Genomic DNA, 14,873 nt, shown 5'->3' on the forward strand with positions numbered 1-14,873 from the left:
ATCCAAACCAAAGGAGGCTGTGAACGATGATTAAAGTTGTAAATACATTACGCGTCAAAAAAGGAAAAGTAAATGAAGTCGCAGCATTATTCAGCAAGGCTAAATCGGTGCATACCTTTAATGGATTTGTATTCATGGAGGTACTGATAAAAGAGAACACAGAGGAATATGATGAGCTGCAGGTCTGCACAACATGGGAAGATCATGCTTCCTTTGAAGTTTGGAGAGAAAGCAGAGAAACTAGAAAAGCCCATGGATCACAGGACAAACAAGAAAAAGAAGACAATCCGATTCTTGGTTCGGAAATATCTACATTTGAAATATTTGTCCAGCATCACCCAGCATAATTTCAATAGCATTGCTTCATAATACATGAAAAGAGGCTGGGACAAAACCCAGTAAAAACAGAAAAAGTGACTTTCTACTAAGGCAAGTAGGAAGTCACTTTTTTAATTGGATAAAAAAAATGAAATAAATGTACAAAAAAAGGATACCTTCTGATAAAGTTAAAGTACCACTACAAAAACAGAATCGAGGTATCCTTATGTATAAATATTATAACGTAAATCAAATCGTTTTGCCATTAGATTTCGAGATGAAATTACAAGAAAATGATATAGCTTATACAGTCCATGAATTTATTGAACAGATTCCAGAAGAAGCTTTCACCGGTTTTATCCGTCAGACAGGCTGTCCAGCCTATCATCCGCGTATGATGATGAAAATTATTTTATGTGCTTATACCCAGTCAGTGTTCTCTGGCCGAAAAATCGAAGGATTATTAAAAGACAGTGTGCGGATGATGTGGCTTGCGCAAGGATATGAGCCCAGCTATCGTACCATCAACCGTTTTCGTGTGAATCCGGAAGTAAAAGAACTATTGCGTCAGTGCTTCGTTCAGTTTCGTTGTCAGCTGGTGGAAAAAGAGTTGATTGATGCAGAGGCTATCTTTATCGATGGAACCAAAATCGAAGCCAATGCCAATAAATTCACGTTTGTCTGGCGAAAATCGATTGAACGCTATCAAGCAAACCTTATCAAGAAATCGAATGCACTCTATGAAGAACTGGTAGAAAAAGAAATTATTCCAGAAATCGAACGGGAAAGCCCTGAGGCTCTAACGACAAAGGAACTTCAACAGATGGCAACGGATTTGGATAAGTCTGTCCAAACCTATACGGAACAAATCGAATCAAGGGAAGAAGCACAAGACCGAAAAGTTTTGCGTTCGGAACGAAAGCAACCAAAACAAGCCTTAAAAAAGGTACACGATTTCATTCGCCGTAAAGAAAAATATGAAGAAGCATTGGAGATTTTAGAAGAACGTAACAGCTATTCTAAGACGGATCATGACGCCACCTTTATGCGGTTGAAAGATGATCATATGAAGAATGGGCAGTTGAAAGCTGCTTATAATGTGCAATTGGCAACGGAAGGACGTTACGCATTAGCCTATGATATTTTTCCGAACCCTACGGACACACGAACATGGATTCCTTTTTTAGATCGGATAGAAAAGGATTATTTTGCGTTGCCTGATTTCCTCGTAGCAGATGCAGCTTATGGAAGTGAACAGAATATAGAAAATGTCACCCTGGAACGATTACGAACTGCCCTCATCACTTACAATATGTATCGGAAAGAGAAGAAGAAAAAATACAAAAACAATCCTTTTAACACCGCTAACTGGGATTATGATGCCGAAAAAGATGCCTTTACTTGTCCAAATGGGCAAGCTGTTACTTATCGCTATGACTCCAAACGGACAGACAAGTATGGTTACGAGCGACAATTTAAAGTCTATGAATGTGAAGATTGTACAGGCTGTCCTTTACGAGAGCAATGTACCAAAGCAAAGGAAGGCAACAACCGGAAAATATTTTATAATGAAAAATGGGAAGCACAAAAGAAGACGATACGAGAACAGCTTTCAGATGAAGAAATGGGCAAGCTTTACGGGAAACGTAAGATAGATGTGGAGCCATTCTTTGGATTCTTGAAGGCTAATTTGGGTTTCACTCGTTTCTCGGTACGAGGAAAACCCAAAGTGGAAAATGAATTGGGATTCGCCTTAATGGCAGTGAATCTGAGAAGATACACTGCCTCTAGCCGCTTTTTTATGTATTTACTTATAAATGATTTCAAAAAAGATGGATTTCGCATCAAAACTCGATGTGGAATCCATCTTTTTTATTTTTGGCTAGTTATGTCCCAGCCTCTTTTTGCGGTTATCGACTTTCTTTTCTTTCATTAACTAGACGTTTCCCTGCAGTTTAAGAAAAATTTAATAAATGCTTTAGAAATTAATAATAGACGGGCTGTAATATCTATTCTATCGAATGATGCAGAAGACAACTAAACGGGGAGCGTGAAAGCAAGCCGAAAATATATTTGGAAAGGGAATGACTGTAAATGACAACTAACCAAGCAAAGCAGCAAACTAGAACACTTATTTTAGGATTAGGTGTGTTAGCACTTATCAGACCATTGATGAAAATAACCGGATTGATCCATATCTTTGGCAGTGAAGCGATAGGAAGTATTGCGATGATAATCCTAATCTCCATAGCCTGGATTCTGATTGTTATCAAGAAAAGAGTATCTAATCCAATTCCAGTTCTTGTTTTAGCAGGCGTCAGCTACGCAGCTTTTGCAATTATCCTAAGCGGTATCCTGTCGCCTGTTCTTGACGGCGGATTACAGGGGCCATTGACAAATCCAATTGCATTGGTCAGTGTTTTTATTACTAATATTGTTTGGGGATTTGTACTGGGTGTCATTGCTGCAGCAATACCATATAAAAAGGGATAGTTGTTTTGGAAAACGCGTTTTTCCGAACGAAGGAAAAGCGCCCTTTTATAGATTCGAGACATTTCGTCAAGGATAAAAGAAGGGACAGCTGTCTCTTCTTTTTACAGCATGGCAGCCTGGATTTTATTATAATAGAAGGGAAAGAAGGTGTTTCCATTGTCTATCAGAAAACGGCTGATTTTATCTAATATAGCGATGATTCTTATCCCGGGTGCTTTATTGTTGATAGCAGAAATTGTTCTCGGCTATCTCCTATTTGTTGTTTTTAACGGCAATCCGCAAGGGGATGATTTAAAGGTTTTTGTTCAATTTCGATTTATCGCAATTGCTCTTATTTTAATCCTGACCAATGGTTTATTGACCTATTTTATGTCCAGGAGTATTATCAACCCTATTTCTAAATTATCAACTGCAGCTAAAAAAATCAGTGAAGGCGATTTGGAATACAGCGTCCAGTCGGATAAAAAAGATGAGTTAGGCGAGCTTGCGAATACATTTGAGACCATGCGCCTTAAATTGAAAGAAGCGGATAGAGAGCAAAAGCGGTATGAAGCGAACCGGCAGGAGCTGATTGCCAGTATCTCTCATGATTTAAAAACACCGCTGACCTCCATCAAAGGCTATGTGAAAGGGATTCAAGACGGGGTAGCGAACACGCCGGAGAAGCTGGACAGGTATATGGATACGATTTATAGAACAGCCAATGATATGGACGGACTGATTGATGAATTATTTCTATACTCCAAACTTGATTTAAAGAAGGAAGCCTTTCAATTTGAAAAAGTAGATTTATATGCCTTCTATGCGGATTTTATGGAGGAACTGGCCTTTAATTTAGAAAAGGAACAAGGGAAAGCGATTTTAGCAGCTGATCCTAAGAAAGACTATATGGTAGAAGCAGACCGGGAAAAATTACGAAGAGTTGTGATGAATATTATTCAAAACAGCTTAAAATATATCGATAAAAAGCAGAAAGAAATTCAAGTGAATTTGACATCTGATACAGATAGAATCGTTGTAGAAATGAGAGATAATGGCAGTGGTATAAGGGAGGAGGATATTCCTTATATTTTCGAAAGCTTTTACCGGACAGATGCGTCGAGGAACTCTGCAACCGGCGGAAGCGGTCTGGGGTTATCGATTGCTGCGAAAATCATTCAAGCGCATGGGGGAGAGATTTGGGCAGAGAGCCGGCGCGGGCAAGGAACGAGTATCTATTTTACATTGAAAAGGATGATGTAAATGCAACGTGTATTGATTATTGAAGATGAGAAGGATATTGCAGAATTAGAAAGAGACTACTTGGAGATAAATGGAATTGAGAGTGATATTGCTGCAACGGGAGAAGAGGGATTGAAACTTGCAGCGGCGAATTCCTACAGCCTTATTTTATTAGATCTCATGCTGCCGGGTATCGATGGTTTTGATTTATGTGAAAAGCTGCGGGCGACATTGGATGTGCCCATATTGATGGTGACGGCCAGAAAAGAAGATATTGATAAAATCCGCGGGTTTGGCAGAGGAGCGGATGATTATATTGTAAAACCGTTTAATCCGAATGAACTGATCGCAAGAGTGAAAGCACATATGGCAAGATACGACCGCTTAACCAAACGTGATAAGAAATTAAATGAAATTCATATTAGGAACTTGATGATGGATTCTGATTCACGACGGGTTTTTCTGGATAATGAAGAGAAAATATTTACTGCAAAAGAGTATGACTTATTGTATTTTCTAGCATCTCATCCGAATATCGTTTTCACGAAAGAGCATTTATTTGAACAAATTTGGGGATATGATGCTGTCGGAGATAATACGACCGTGACGGTTCATATCCGGAAAATCCGGGAGAAGATAGAGGAGAATCCGTCCTTGCCGCAGTTTATTGAAACGATTTGGGGCGTGGGGTATCGGTTTCGGAAATGATGTATGTATATTCTAGCAATGGCAGCTAATATCTTTGTATCTATACAGGTATTCAGCTTGGCTGTTGCAGCAGATAGATTAAATAAATGATAAAGTAAAACTTCATTCCATGTTTTTTTGCACCCATGGAATGAAGTTTTAGATTATTCATCATCCGTTGTTTTCTCATCGCCGGCAATTTCTAAAAGCTCTTCCCGTGTTTTTTCAAGCAGCTCCTGCAGCTGTTTTTTCTTTTCGGGATTGTCCATAACCTGGCGACCTGTCTTAAAGAAATCATGGAATAGCTGTTGCATCTCAGATCGTAAGTGCTGCATTTCCTCAATATCTACATTTTCAAATTGATTCATCCGTGAAACAAACGGATCCTCCTTCTGATGTTGGTCTAAATAGGCATTGCCTTCCTCGGTAATGTGATATACCTTTTTCCTGCCCTCTTTAACGGCTTCTACAAAATCCTGATCTTCCAGCATTTGCAGGGTTGGATAAACTGAACCGGGGCTGGGTGAATAAAAACCCTTAAATCTTTCTTCCAGCACCTTGATAATGTCATAGCCATGTCTTGGCTGTTTTTGTAATATCTTCAACAAAACAATTTTAATATCTCCGCGTTTGAAAAAACGTTCGCCGCCACGGCCTCCGCCTCTAGCGTCATGTCCTGCAAAGAAATGAGGGCCGCCTCGTCTTTCAAAATGTTCATTCCCCATTCCAAATTTATTCCGTTTTAAGAAATCCTTATGAAATGTGTTGTCTCCAGCAAAAGGATGATGATTAAAATGAGCCTGCTTTTGGAAAAAGGGATGTTCTTCTCGTTGAAACATAATATATTCCTCCTGTTATTATTTTTTACTTTAAAGTTAACGATATATCGTAATGTAATAATAAGCGATATATCGTTAACTGTCAAGATAAAGCATTTTATGGTTTCAACAGGTGGATGAATCGCAGTTGAAATCATGGTTTACTGCATTGTTGGAAGAGGCAGCGTCTGTATATCGGGACGGTTATGATGAGGTGGGTTTAGTGATTACATTCAATTAGATATCACATATCGTATGCTATACTGAAATCAAATATATATTTTTAAACAAGGCAGGTGCAGTAGATGACAAAAAAGCTGTTGTTAACTGGGTTTGAACCCTTTCTCGATTTTTCTGTGAATCCAACGAAGAAAATTGCAGGAGAATTAAACGGGGCAGTGATGGGTGATTACACGGTTATCTCCCATGTGTTATCTGTAGATTTTCGTAAGGCTGGGAAGCAGCTCCTCCAATTAATAGAGGAGACGAAACCTGATGCTATTATTTTGCTTGGGCTTGCCGGCGGCAGATTCAAGGTTAATCCAGAACGCATTGCCATTAATGTGAATGATGGACCCAGGGATAATCAAGGTTACAAGCCGGAAAATGAAGTGATACAAGAGGATGGAGCAGACGGACTTTTCTCTACATTGCCGATAAGCAGGATGGTTGAACAATTACAAGCTCAAGGTCTTCCTGCTGAAATCTCGAACACAGCGGGAACCTATCTCTGTAATCATGTAATGTATCAAGCTTTGCATTATGCGAAGGCAAATAACCGCCATCTACCTGCTGGTTTTATTCATCTTCCTGCCTCCCATGAGCTTGCAATCGAGCATGGAAAAATCCCCAGCTGGAGCCATGATGATTTAAAAAGGGCGGTTATTATTTGTATAGAAACGTTATCAAATTAAAATGGCGGGAGGAAATATAATGAAGCTTCGGCAAATGGCGGTCGCTTTTCTTTTTAATGATCAGCAGGAAGTTTTGTTTCTTCAGAAAAAATCAAACAGTCCCTTTCTCCCCGGGAGAATGGTTCCAATTGGCGGACATATAGAGGCGGGGGAAATAAATACACCATATCATGCATGTATAAGAGAGATTAAAGAAGAAACAGGATTAACAGAGAAGCAGTTAAACAATCTGAGACTTCGCTATGTTGTACACAGAATGAGAAATAACAGTGAAATTAGAATCCAATATGTCTATTTTGGAAGCGTATCAGTCCATTCTAATCTACTTGAAAGTGACGAAGGAGAGTTATCTTGGGTGAATGCGCAGGATATTGTTAATCAGGCAGTCACAGCCACCACGAAAGAAATGATGAAACACTATATGGAAATTGGCAAATCAACAAATAAAGTATATGTAGGCACGATGAAATCGTTGAATGGAGAACCGGATATTGCTTGGGGGGTACTGGAGGATTGGGAAAAGCAAGTGGATGGAGAGATAAAATAGCATTCATTAATTATCATTACCAGCTTCATAACATTTAAGAAATGAGGAATAATCCATGAAAAAAGCATTGATAAATATTGATTATACGGTAGATTTTGTGGCAGATGACGGCGCATTGACATGCGGGAAACCCGGCCAGTTTCTTCTGTCACAATAACTTTGATTCCATGTCTCTGGGCTTTGTATTTGATCATTTGCATCAAAAGACGATGCGGAATGGTTGTAAACGATTGGTTGTTTCGTTTCCCCATTTTGGCATGTTGTTTCCACGCTTTATTTTGCCCAATAATGATGGTATCAATATCCTCTTCCAGGGCTATTTTTTCGATTCGGTAACTCGCTTTATGAAATAAATCTTTGATTTGATTAAAGCGTTTGTAGTTGATTTTCTCCAATCGTTTCGACGTAAACAGACCTTCATTGGTGTTTTTACCCTGTCTAAGAATTCCGTGATAATGCGCTTTCAATTGGTTGTAGCGTTGATTGATGGATTTGATATTTTTGCCCTTCACTATAACAGGCTTTCGTCCTGTGTTGGTGACAATGGTTGCAAGGTTATCCATTCCTAAATCAACGGACATGTACCGTTTTTTCGATGCTTTCATTTCTTGTTCTGACGGCATTTGAAAAATCAGCTCTACCATGTAGTGACCATACTTTGGGATAAGGCGGACTTGTTTCAGTCTTCCTTCCGTAAACCCTAATTTACCGATGTTTAAACGTTCCTTCGTTTTAGGAAACTTCAAAAATTTATTCTCTTTTATGACACAATCTTGGTTTGAAAAAAGAACTTCTTTTTCTTTCTTACGACGATATCCTGGAATTTTTGGTCTTGCTTTAAACTTGGAAGGGTTCGTTTTATATTCTCGTAAACTGCCATAAAATGCTTTCCAATTTTGGAACACCGTTTTCATAACCCCTTGACTCGATTGCGTTGGCAGAGAGCGATAATCTTCTTGTGCCATGGATTTAAAAAGAGCATCCAAAAAATTGTAATCAACATAAGGGTTTTCTCTAGAAGGTTCTTTGAATAAATGACACTTGATTTCTTTTCGTTCTCGGGCGGGTTTTGAATGTTCTTTTACGACCTTCTTTTGATAAACAACGAATTGGTTAGCGTTGATTATTGGCATATGTTTTTGGATAGTATCTAACACTTCTTCCTGAAGCGGCTGAAACGCTTTTTCCTGCGTGAAAGCTGTAAATACCTGCCGGATATAAAAATTGGTCGTGTTATGCATATTCTTTGCATGTTGACACATTTCTTTGAAATATCCGTGCATACGGTGATTCTTTTTTACCCATATTTGCATTGTTTGGTAATTCGCCATTTACTTTTCACCCCCCCTCTATATCGAACTAATGTTCTATAACTTATTTTACTATAAAGGGAATAAAAATTCTAGCAAAAAAAAGCGAAAACCGCCAATTCACCTCCCACCTAAAATTCCATCGAATTTTTGAGGAAGGAGTCCTCTTGGCTGAAATGATAGATATCCAAAAATCTTAAGCAGGATTTTGTATTATGCACTAAATTCATCGTCCTTCGAGGCTTGTTGCGTTTCATTTGAAATGGCATATAATCCCAAGCTGCCCCCAGATAAAGTAAGCAATAAAGGAATAATACTTCCGAGAAAAAACGAAAAGATCATGGCAATGACAGCTACGGATATATGCGGTTTGACTGACATGATAATCCCAAGGAAAAAGACAACAATAGCTGCACACATAATAATGAACGTATATATCATATACCCTGTATGAAAAATCCCGCTTACGAGATCAAATAATCCGGAAGTCAATTCAATGATTGGGAAGAATGGAAAAATTGTATCTATCTCGGAAAATTCATAACTGTCTAAGCTGGAATAGATAAAAAAGAACTGGATAGCGGATATTAGACCGCCTAATGAAATAAGTAAACCAGAGATCATTTTTTGTTTATGCATTTTAGTTCATTCCTTCCGAATTCTCTTCATTTTACCTCATTTCACCTGTATCCTCATTCCAGTTTATGCAGAATAAAAGAAAGCAGTGGTTGAATGAATGCTTCAGGAGACAACGTGCTTTTTTTCCATTCTACGGAAGCTCCGTAAATGGTCCAGCTTAGGATGGCTGCCATTTTGCGAAGGATATCTTCTTCTTTAGCAGGATTCTCTTTTTGCAGCAGCGGATAGATGATAACTGCCAGATGTTCTCTAATAATACGCGCAATTGTTTCTTCATACCCTTGGTGACAACGGGATGATAAAGTGGTTTGAAAGTTTGCCACCGCAATAAATAACTGGGTGGCAGCATGGTCCCCCCATGTCATTTGATGGATTGCTTTCGTATCTAAATTAAAAAGCAGGACTTCAGATAACACTTTTTCTAATAAATCATATTTATCTTCGTAGTGATAGTAGAAAGTAGCGCGATTGACCATCGCTGCTTCGGTAATATCGGTGATGCGGATATCATTGAATTCTTTCTTCTCGGAAAGGGCAATAAATGCATCCATGATGAGTCTTCGCGTCCGTAATATTCTCAAATCTGTTTTCTCTTCGGTCACCGGAATCCCTCCTGTTTTTCAACAGTTTTTAAAATATGTTGTATATACGATAAATCTAGAAGTTTATTGGTTTTTATGTTATTGCTTGTATCCTATAATAGAATAAGAACAGTGTAAATAAAAGAAATTAGGATGAAATAGCTGCTATTTAAAGTAATTTAGAATAAGGAGATTGAAGAATGAGTCAAAAAAAGATGGTATGCGATGTGGAAACAGGTCTGTGTGGAGAAGCTGACGGGGAAGAGATGGAGGCAGTTCAATTCAACCAGCCCAAGAAAGAGATTGATATCTATTATGTGACAGATCCGATTTGTTCTCATTGCTGGGCGCTCGAGCCGGTATTACGGCGTTTTCAGCTGCAATTTGGATCGTATTTTAAGTTTCATACTGTGATGGGCGGACTTTTGGAAAAATGGAGCGATACGCCAGTTGACCCGGCTAATGGCATATCAGGACCAGCTGACGTCGTAGCGCATTGGAAAGAGGTTGGGCAGCATTCCAGAATGCCGATTGATGGGTCATTAATGGCGGATGACTATGTCACCTCATCGTACCCGCCGTCCCGCGTTTTTAAAGTAATTCAAAAAGAATACAATGACAATCTGGCGTATACGTTTTTGAGACATGCAAGAGAAGCATTATTTGCTTTTAACCAGAACATCTCCGATTCTAAAATACTTGTTGAACTGATAGAAGGATTGGGTCTGGATGGAGAAAAAATTGTTCAGCAGGCTGATTCAGCATTGGGGCATCAATTGCTGGAGGAAGACTTCAACCTGAAAGACAATCTTGGTGTCAGAGGATTCCCGACGATTATTATGGTGAATCAGGAAGGACAAGGAATTAAAATAGTCGGTGCCCGTGCGTTTGATGATTATGTCAGAGGTCTGCAGCAGGTGCTTCCAGAAGACAGACTGCAGCCGAAACAGACTCCTGCATTTGCGGATTTATTAAAACAGGAGAACCTTTTATTCTCTAAAGAAGTGGAAGTACTATATGACCTGGAGCACAGCCAAGTCGGCAGCTTTGCTGAGAAAGAGCTGGAAGCGGAAGATTATCAGATTCATAATCTTCTTGGAGAAAATTATTATACCCTTAAAAAATAAGAGAGGTGCGTAAGAATGGCATATATTTTACAAATCGATTTTACGATGGAAGGGCCTTTTGGCGAAGAGATGGCAACTGCATTCCATGATTTGGCAATGAGCATTCGCGAAGAGGAAGGCTTCCAATGGAAGATATGGACAGAAAATCCGGATGCAAAAGAAGCTGGCGGCATTTATGTTTTTGAAACAAAGGAAGCTGCTGAGAAATATTTAGATATGCATACAAAACGTCTGGCACAATTTGGGCTGGAGAATGTACGGGCAAAAGTGTTCGGGATCAATGAGACATTGACTAAAGTGACGGATGGTCCGGTGGAATAGAAATTTACTAAACAGGTGATGACTGTGAGAAGCTGACAGTCATCACCTGTTTTTAAAACGAAAATTCTTTCCTTTTGGAAATGTTTGCTAATTCTATTATCGATTTTCTGAAAGAAAAAGGCTGCAGTTTTAATTGTAGGAGCGGGCAGGGAAAGTAATATGGAGTAATAAGTAATCAATACTCAGCGAACTGTTTAAATTTCGTTGAGTGTTTTTTGTTGTAAATACAACAAAAATAAATTAAAATTTACGTATAACAGAAATCGCCGGGGGTGAAAGCATGGCTGAAATCCTGCGAGAAATTGGAATGATTGCGAGAGCGCTCGATTCTATCAGCAACATTGAGTTTAAGGAATATGACCTTACCAAAGGTCAATATTTATATCTGGTCCGTATTTGTGAAAATCCGGGTATTATTCAAGAAAAGCTCGCTGAAATGATTAAAGTAGACCGGACAACAGCAGCCCGCGCCATCAAAAAATTGGAGACAAATGGTTTTATTCACAAGAAGTCGGATGCGAATAACAGAAAGATAAAAAAGCTGTTCCCCACAGAAAAGGGAGAAAGCATTTATCCAATGATCAAAAAGGAAAATGATTACTCTAATCAGGTTGCTTTAGAAGGACTGACAGAGGAAGAAGCAGCAGCCCTGGTTTATTTACTTGAAAAGGTTCGAAAAAATATGGAGGTAGACTGGGAATTTGTGAAGAAAGGTAATAAGCGTGCGTATTAAATGGGAAGAAGGGAAGATAGAAAGATGGCTATCAAAATAAAAGTTTGCAGTCAGGATGATTTGCAGGCGCTCCAAGAAATCAGTATCGAAACATTTACGGAAACATTCCAAGAACAGAATACACCGGAGAATATGCAAGCGTATTTAGAAAACGCATATACATTGGATAAGCTTCAAAAGGAAATGTCACAGAGTGATTCAACATTCTTTTTCATCTTTTATAATGACCAGCTTGCTGGATATATGAAAGTGAATACCGATGATGCGCAATCAGAAGAAGTTGGAGAAGACGCATTGGAAATAGAAAGGATTTATATTCGAAGCGGGTTCCAGCGAAAGGGATTAGGAAAATATTTGATGGACAAAGCAATTGAAATAGCGAAGGACAAAAAGAAGAAAAAAGTATGGCTGGGAGTTTGGGAATATAATAAACAGGCGCTTCTTTTTTATGAAAAGAATGGTTTTGTACAGACGGGATCACATTCCTTTTTTATGGGGAGCGATGAACAGACGGATTATATCATGACGAAAACATTGAAAGTATACGCTTAAAGGAGGCAGACAATGTATGTACCGAAGCGTTTTAAAGTAACAGATACGAAAGAAATATGGGAATTTGTCAAACAGCATTCTTTTGCAACGCTGGTGACAGCAGAAGATAATATACCTGTTGCGACACATCTGCCAGTAACTGTGAGCAGGGCGGATGATGATTATCGAATCACAGGTCATATGGCGTATGCCAACCTGCAATGGAAAACATTTGAAAGCGTGGATGATGCATTAGTGATATTTCAAGGGCCTCACGCTTATGTTTCATCGACATGGTATGCCCATGAGAATGTTCCGACATGGAATTATCAAGCTGTCCATATGTACGGAACGCCGCGTATATTGGAAAAAGAAGAACTTTTGGAATCATTAAAAACGTTATCGGATACGTATGAAAAGCATCGGGACCCTTCCTTTTCAGTGGAGGGTTATACACCGAAGCTATTGGATGCACAGTTGAAAGCAATTGTGGGTTTTGAGATAAAAGTGACAGAGGTGCAGGCTGCGTATAAATTAAGTCAGAACCGGAACGAAACAGATTATCAGCATATTATTGAGCATTTGAAGAAGGAAGGGGATTCTGATTCTGAGCGGATTGCAGAGCAGATGGAGAATAGATTGGAGAAATGAAAAGAATAATCGAAAAAAGCAGCACGTTTTCTGTATTATACGTGCTGCTTCGTTATAAAATTTTTAATTAGAGGTCTTTTTATCCTCTTTTTTCGATGTGTATATTAAAATTCCTATCGCAGTAATAGCGATAACAAAAAATACAATGGCAGAGATCCATACATAAGATTCGCTCTCTGGGCTGCCGCCGCCAGTTACTATTTTAGCAATGATCTCGGGCAAGCAGATTAAGAATGTAAACAAAGCCAAAAAGCCTTGTTTCATAATAAGCGGAACGATAATGAATATGCTTAAGAGAATAGCCCCGATAATAAGGTTTACAGATTGATTACTTTCTGCGATAACGATTCCCGGGTGGTTTCGAATAATAAACTGTGCGCCGACCATAGATGCCATGAAAAGGGAAAAGAAAATTCCATAGCTAATATAGGTTTTTTTGCTGTCGCCGTATTTTGTAACGATTTTTTTTACAATAATAATTGTACCAACTGTTCCAATAGCCAATACTGCAAGGTTATAAAGGATGACACTAGTATTTAACTCGAAATCCCCGCTAATTAAATCGGGAATGATAAATACCCCCAGCAAATAGATAAGCAATAAAATACTGTATTTTATAAAGCCTTTATCCCGCGGCAGTTCTTCGGAAATGGAACGGATATAATCTTTGACAGAGCCTCCGGTAATGCTTTCGACACTTTGTCCATGTGCTTCTGCTTCTTTTAAATGATCTCGCAATTCTGCTTCTATTTCTTGAATATCTTTATCCTTTTTTCCCCGGCTCATTAATTCCAGGCGTAAATTCAATAAGAATTTTTCCGCTTCTTTACTTAGCATCCTCCACACTCCTCATCAAATTATTCATCCCCTTATTCAAATAAGACCATTTATTACGAAATACAGCTAATTCTTCTAATCCTTTATCTGTAATGGTGTAGTATTTTCGTTTCGGTCCGCCCGTATCGGATTTTTTAAGTTCGGTTTGAACATACCCTTTTTTGCTTAAGCGAAGAAGGACAGGATAGATACTTCCGTCACTGATTTCCGGAAAATCTCGTTCTTTTAATTTCTCAAGGATTTCATATCCATACGTTTCCCCTTGCGAAATCAATCCTAGTATTGCACCGTCTAATAATCCCTTCATCATCTGATCAGATACTGACATGTCGTTCCTCCTTAACTATCTTGTAATACACTATAGTTGAATATAAGATAATTGTCAACTATCTTATATAAAAAGATAGTTGAGGTGTTAGTTGTTTTTTTATGAGGGGAGTGTAGAAGTAAAAGCGCGTATAAAAGAAAAAGTACGTTGTTTCCATAAACTTTAATTTGAACATCACTTCCAAAAAAAGTTTTTAACAACACTGCTATAAGCTTATTTAAAGTCACTGTCTGTCCAATTTTATCTTTACGACACATAAATCTTCCCAGTTCGAGGATACTGTAAGCTGCTGACCACCTTCATTATTGTCTCTTTTGAATACTCCCTTAACCATGGATTAGATGCAAATAGACCTTAAGGCGTAGATAAAGATATTTCTCAGGCTCATTACGAAAACTCGTTAGAACCGATAAGATAAAGATAAGATAACGAAAGGGGAAAAACAAAATGAAAAAATTCATGTTGTTTATCGGAGGACTCATTGCAGTGCTTGTCCTTCTTGCAAATTTAGGACCGATGGTATTGCTGGTGTTAAGTGTAGGCTTACTTTATGTATGCTTTAAAAAATTTATTAAAACAGATTCAGTTGCCGCAAAAATAGGATGGGTGATTTTAGGGTTAATCGTATTAAGCATCACATTCTCTAACATTTATGCTGTTTTAGGCGTTGCAGCGGCTTATGCACTTTACCTTATCTATAAAAATTGGAACACACCGGAAGACTCTGTTGTCCACGAAATAAAAGAAGATGATGATCCATTTACGAATTTTGAAAAACAGTGGGCAGAGTTAAATAAATAAAAAAATTTAAAGGAGA

At 38.5% G+C, this 14,873-nt stretch carries 18 protein-coding genes and 1 pseudogene; 13 read left to right on the plus strand and 6 right to left on the minus strand.

All coding sequences use genetic code 11. The features are described 5' to 3' along the window. Nucleotides 1–26: 26 nt before the first annotated feature. The 5 genes from BN997_RS07015 to BN997_RS07040 all read left to right on the plus strand — a co-directional run bounded on the left by BN997_RS07015 (nucleotide 27) and on the right by BN997_RS07040 (nucleotide 4,740). On the plus strand, nucleotides 27–347 hold the full coding sequence (locus tag BN997_RS07015) for an antibiotic biosynthesis monooxygenase (RefSeq protein WP_042530884.1): 321 nt from the start codon (nucleotides 27–29) through the stop codon (nucleotides 345–347). A gap of 197 nt (nucleotides 348–544) precedes the next feature. After that, nucleotides 545–2,254 (plus strand): IS1182 family transposase, encoded by a 1,710-nt coding sequence (locus BN997_RS07020; protein WP_084612873.1) that lies wholly within the window; start codon nucleotides 545–547, stop codon nucleotides 2,252–2,254. 158 nt (nucleotides 2,255–2,412) lie between these two features. Then, a complete protein-coding gene (locus BN997_RS07025; protein WP_042530887.1) occupies nucleotides 2,413–2,811 on the plus strand; it encodes a hypothetical protein in 399 nt (132 codons plus the stop codon). A 147-nt stretch (nucleotides 2,812–2,958) separates the two neighbouring features. Continuing rightward, nucleotides 2,959–4,053 carry a sensor histidine kinase gene (locus BN997_RS07035; protein ID WP_244882344.1) on the plus strand — a complete coding sequence of 365 codons (1,095 nt, stop codon included), beginning with the start codon at nucleotides 2,959–2,961 and terminating at the stop codon, nucleotides 4,051–4,053. Then, nucleotides 4,054–4,740, plus strand: a complete 687-nt coding sequence (locus BN997_RS07040; RefSeq protein ID WP_042530893.1) for a response regulator transcription factor — start codon at nucleotides 4,054–4,056, stop codon at nucleotides 4,738–4,740. It begins immediately after the preceding gene. Nucleotides 4,741–4,883: 143 nt separating this feature from the next. Here the strand turns inward: BN997_RS07040 and BN997_RS07045 are convergent, their stop codons facing one another. Next, entirely contained in the window at nucleotides 4,884–5,558 is a 675-nt protein-coding gene (locus tag BN997_RS07045; protein WP_084612874.1) for a PadR family transcriptional regulator, read from the minus strand. A 284-nt stretch (nucleotides 5,559–5,842) separates the two neighbouring features. On the opposite strand from BN997_RS07045, the gene BN997_RS07050 reads away from it, so the two are divergent. Beyond that, nucleotides 5,843–6,451, plus strand: coding sequence for a pyroglutamyl-peptidase I (locus BN997_RS07050; RefSeq protein ID WP_042530895.1), 609 nt, complete (start codon nucleotides 5,843–5,845; stop codon nucleotides 6,449–6,451). A gap of 34 nt (nucleotides 6,452–6,485) precedes the next feature. Beyond that, nucleotides 6,486–6,854, plus strand: a pseudogene (locus tag BN997_RS07055) (NUDIX domain-containing protein); the annotation flags it as partial. Between the two features lie 14 nt (nucleotides 6,855–6,868). On the opposite strand, the gene BN997_RS23745 reads toward BN997_RS07055, so the two are convergent. From BN997_RS23745 to BN997_RS07070, 3 genes are all read right to left on the minus strand, one after another. Further along, nucleotides 6,869–8,329 carry an RNA-guided endonuclease InsQ/TnpB family protein gene (locus BN997_RS23745; protein ID WP_425311617.1) on the minus strand — a complete coding sequence of 487 codons (1,461 nt, stop codon included), beginning with the start codon at nucleotides 8,327–8,329 and terminating at the stop codon, nucleotides 6,869–6,871. A gap of 192 nt (nucleotides 8,330–8,521) precedes the next feature. Continuing rightward, nucleotides 8,522–8,947, minus strand: a complete 426-nt coding sequence (locus BN997_RS07065) for a hypothetical protein (protein ID WP_042530899.1) — start codon at nucleotides 8,945–8,947, stop codon at nucleotides 8,522–8,524. Nucleotides 8,948–9,000: 53 nt separating this feature from the next. Further along, nucleotides 9,001–9,549, minus strand: a complete 549-nt coding sequence (locus BN997_RS07070; RefSeq protein ID WP_042530901.1) for a TetR/AcrR family transcriptional regulator — start codon at nucleotides 9,547–9,549, stop codon at nucleotides 9,001–9,003. A 179-nt stretch (nucleotides 9,550–9,728) separates the two neighbouring features. On the opposite strand from BN997_RS07070, the gene BN997_RS07075 reads away from it, so the two are divergent. From BN997_RS07075 to BN997_RS07095, 5 genes are all read left to right on the plus strand, one after another. Next, nucleotides 9,729–10,655 carry a DsbA family protein gene (locus tag BN997_RS07075; RefSeq protein WP_042530902.1) on the plus strand — a complete coding sequence of 309 codons (927 nt, stop codon included), beginning with the start codon at nucleotides 9,729–9,731 and terminating at the stop codon, nucleotides 10,653–10,655. A gap of 15 nt (nucleotides 10,656–10,670) precedes the next feature. Continuing rightward, nucleotides 10,671–10,976 carry a monooxygenase gene (locus BN997_RS07080; RefSeq protein WP_042530904.1) on the plus strand — a complete coding sequence of 102 codons (306 nt, stop codon included), beginning with the start codon at nucleotides 10,671–10,673 and terminating at the stop codon, nucleotides 10,974–10,976. Between the two features lie 280 nt (nucleotides 10,977–11,256). Next, entirely contained in the window at nucleotides 11,257–11,709 is a 453-nt protein-coding gene (locus BN997_RS07085; RefSeq protein WP_042530905.1) for a MarR family winged helix-turn-helix transcriptional regulator, read from the plus strand. A 24-nt stretch (nucleotides 11,710–11,733) separates the two neighbouring features. Next, nucleotides 11,734–12,261 carry a spermidine/spermine N(1)-acetyltransferase gene (locus BN997_RS07090; protein WP_042530907.1) on the plus strand — a complete coding sequence of 176 codons (528 nt, stop codon included), beginning with the start codon at nucleotides 11,734–11,736 and terminating at the stop codon, nucleotides 12,259–12,261. 12 nt (nucleotides 12,262–12,273) lie between these two features. Beyond that, the gene (locus BN997_RS07095) at nucleotides 12,274–12,891 is read left to right on the plus strand and encodes an FMN-binding negative transcriptional regulator (RefSeq protein ID WP_042530909.1); all 618 of its coding nucleotides are present in this window, start codon (nucleotides 12,274–12,276) and stop codon (nucleotides 12,889–12,891) included. Between the two features lie 63 nt (nucleotides 12,892–12,954). Here BN997_RS07095 and BN997_RS07100 read toward each other — a convergent pair whose 3' ends face one another. Then, nucleotides 12,955–13,728 (minus strand): hypothetical protein, encoded by a 774-nt coding sequence (locus tag BN997_RS07100; protein WP_042530910.1) that lies wholly within the window; start codon nucleotides 13,726–13,728, stop codon nucleotides 12,955–12,957. Next, nucleotides 13,718–14,056: a PadR family transcriptional regulator gene (locus tag BN997_RS07105; protein WP_042530912.1), complete on the minus strand. Its 339-nt coding sequence runs from the start codon at nucleotides 14,054–14,056 to the stop codon at nucleotides 13,718–13,720. Before BN997_RS07105 ends, BN997_RS07100 begins: the two co-directional genes overlap by 11 nt. 447 nt (nucleotides 14,057–14,503) lie before the next feature. On the opposite strand from BN997_RS07105, the gene BN997_RS07115 reads away from it, so the two are divergent. Further along, nucleotides 14,504–14,857, plus strand: coding sequence for a lmo0954 family membrane protein (locus BN997_RS07115; protein ID WP_042530916.1), 354 nt, complete (start codon nucleotides 14,504–14,506; stop codon nucleotides 14,855–14,857). The last annotated feature ends 16 nt before the right edge of the window (nucleotides 14,858–14,873 follow it).

Origin of the sequence: Oceanobacillus oncorhynchi (assembly GCF_000821065.1) — a bacterium.
GTDB lineage: Bacteria > Bacillota > Bacilli > Bacillales > Amphibacillaceae > Oceanobacillus > Oceanobacillus oncorhynchi.

Bases quoted from the DNA above. Each gene is read 5' to 3' on its own strand.
- BN997_RS07015 (WP_042530884.1), top strand. From the start codon at position 27: ATGATTAAAGTTGTAAATACATTACGCGTCAAAAAAGGAAAAGTAAAT.
- BN997_RS07020 (WP_084612873.1), top strand. From the start codon at position 545: ATGTATAAATATTATAACGTAAATCAAATCGTTTTGCCATTAGATTTC.
- BN997_RS07025 (WP_042530887.1), top strand. From the start codon at position 2,413: ATGACAACTAACCAAGCAAAGCAGCAAACTAGAACACTTATTTTAGGA.
- BN997_RS07040 (WP_042530893.1), top strand. From the start codon at position 4,054: ATGCAACGTGTATTGATTATTGAAGATGAGAAGGATATTGCAGAATTA.
- BN997_RS07045 (WP_084612874.1), bottom strand. From the start codon at position 5,558: ATGTTTCAACGAGAAGAACATCCCTTTTTCCAAAAGCAGGCTCATTTT.
- BN997_RS07050 (WP_042530895.1), top strand. From the start codon at position 5,843: ATGACAAAAAAGCTGTTGTTAACTGGGTTTGAACCCTTTCTCGATTTT.
- BN997_RS23745 (WP_425311617.1), bottom strand. From the start codon at position 8,329: ATGGCGAATTACCAAACAATGCAAATATGGGTAAAAAAGAATCACCGT.
- BN997_RS07065 (WP_042530899.1), bottom strand. From the start codon at position 8,947: ATGCATAAACAAAAAATGATCTCTGGTTTACTTATTTCATTAGGCGGT.
- BN997_RS07075 (WP_042530902.1), top strand. From the start codon at position 9,729: ATGAGTCAAAAAAAGATGGTATGCGATGTGGAAACAGGTCTGTGTGGA.
- BN997_RS07080 (WP_042530904.1), top strand. From the start codon at position 10,671: ATGGCATATATTTTACAAATCGATTTTACGATGGAAGGGCCTTTTGGC.
- BN997_RS07085 (WP_042530905.1), top strand. From the start codon at position 11,257: ATGGCTGAAATCCTGCGAGAAATTGGAATGATTGCGAGAGCGCTCGAT.
- BN997_RS07090 (WP_042530907.1), top strand. From the start codon at position 11,734: ATGGCTATCAAAATAAAAGTTTGCAGTCAGGATGATTTGCAGGCGCTC.
- BN997_RS07095 (WP_042530909.1), top strand. From the start codon at position 12,274: ATGTATGTACCGAAGCGTTTTAAAGTAACAGATACGAAAGAAATATGG.
- BN997_RS07100 (WP_042530910.1), bottom strand. From the start codon at position 13,728: ATGCTAAGTAAAGAAGCGGAAAAATTCTTATTGAATTTACGCCTGGAA.
- BN997_RS07105 (WP_042530912.1), bottom strand. From the start codon at position 14,056: ATGTCAGTATCTGATCAGATGATGAAGGGATTATTAGACGGTGCAATA.
- BN997_RS07115 (WP_042530916.1), top strand. From the start codon at position 14,504: ATGAAAAAATTCATGTTGTTTATCGGAGGACTCATTGCAGTGCTTGTC.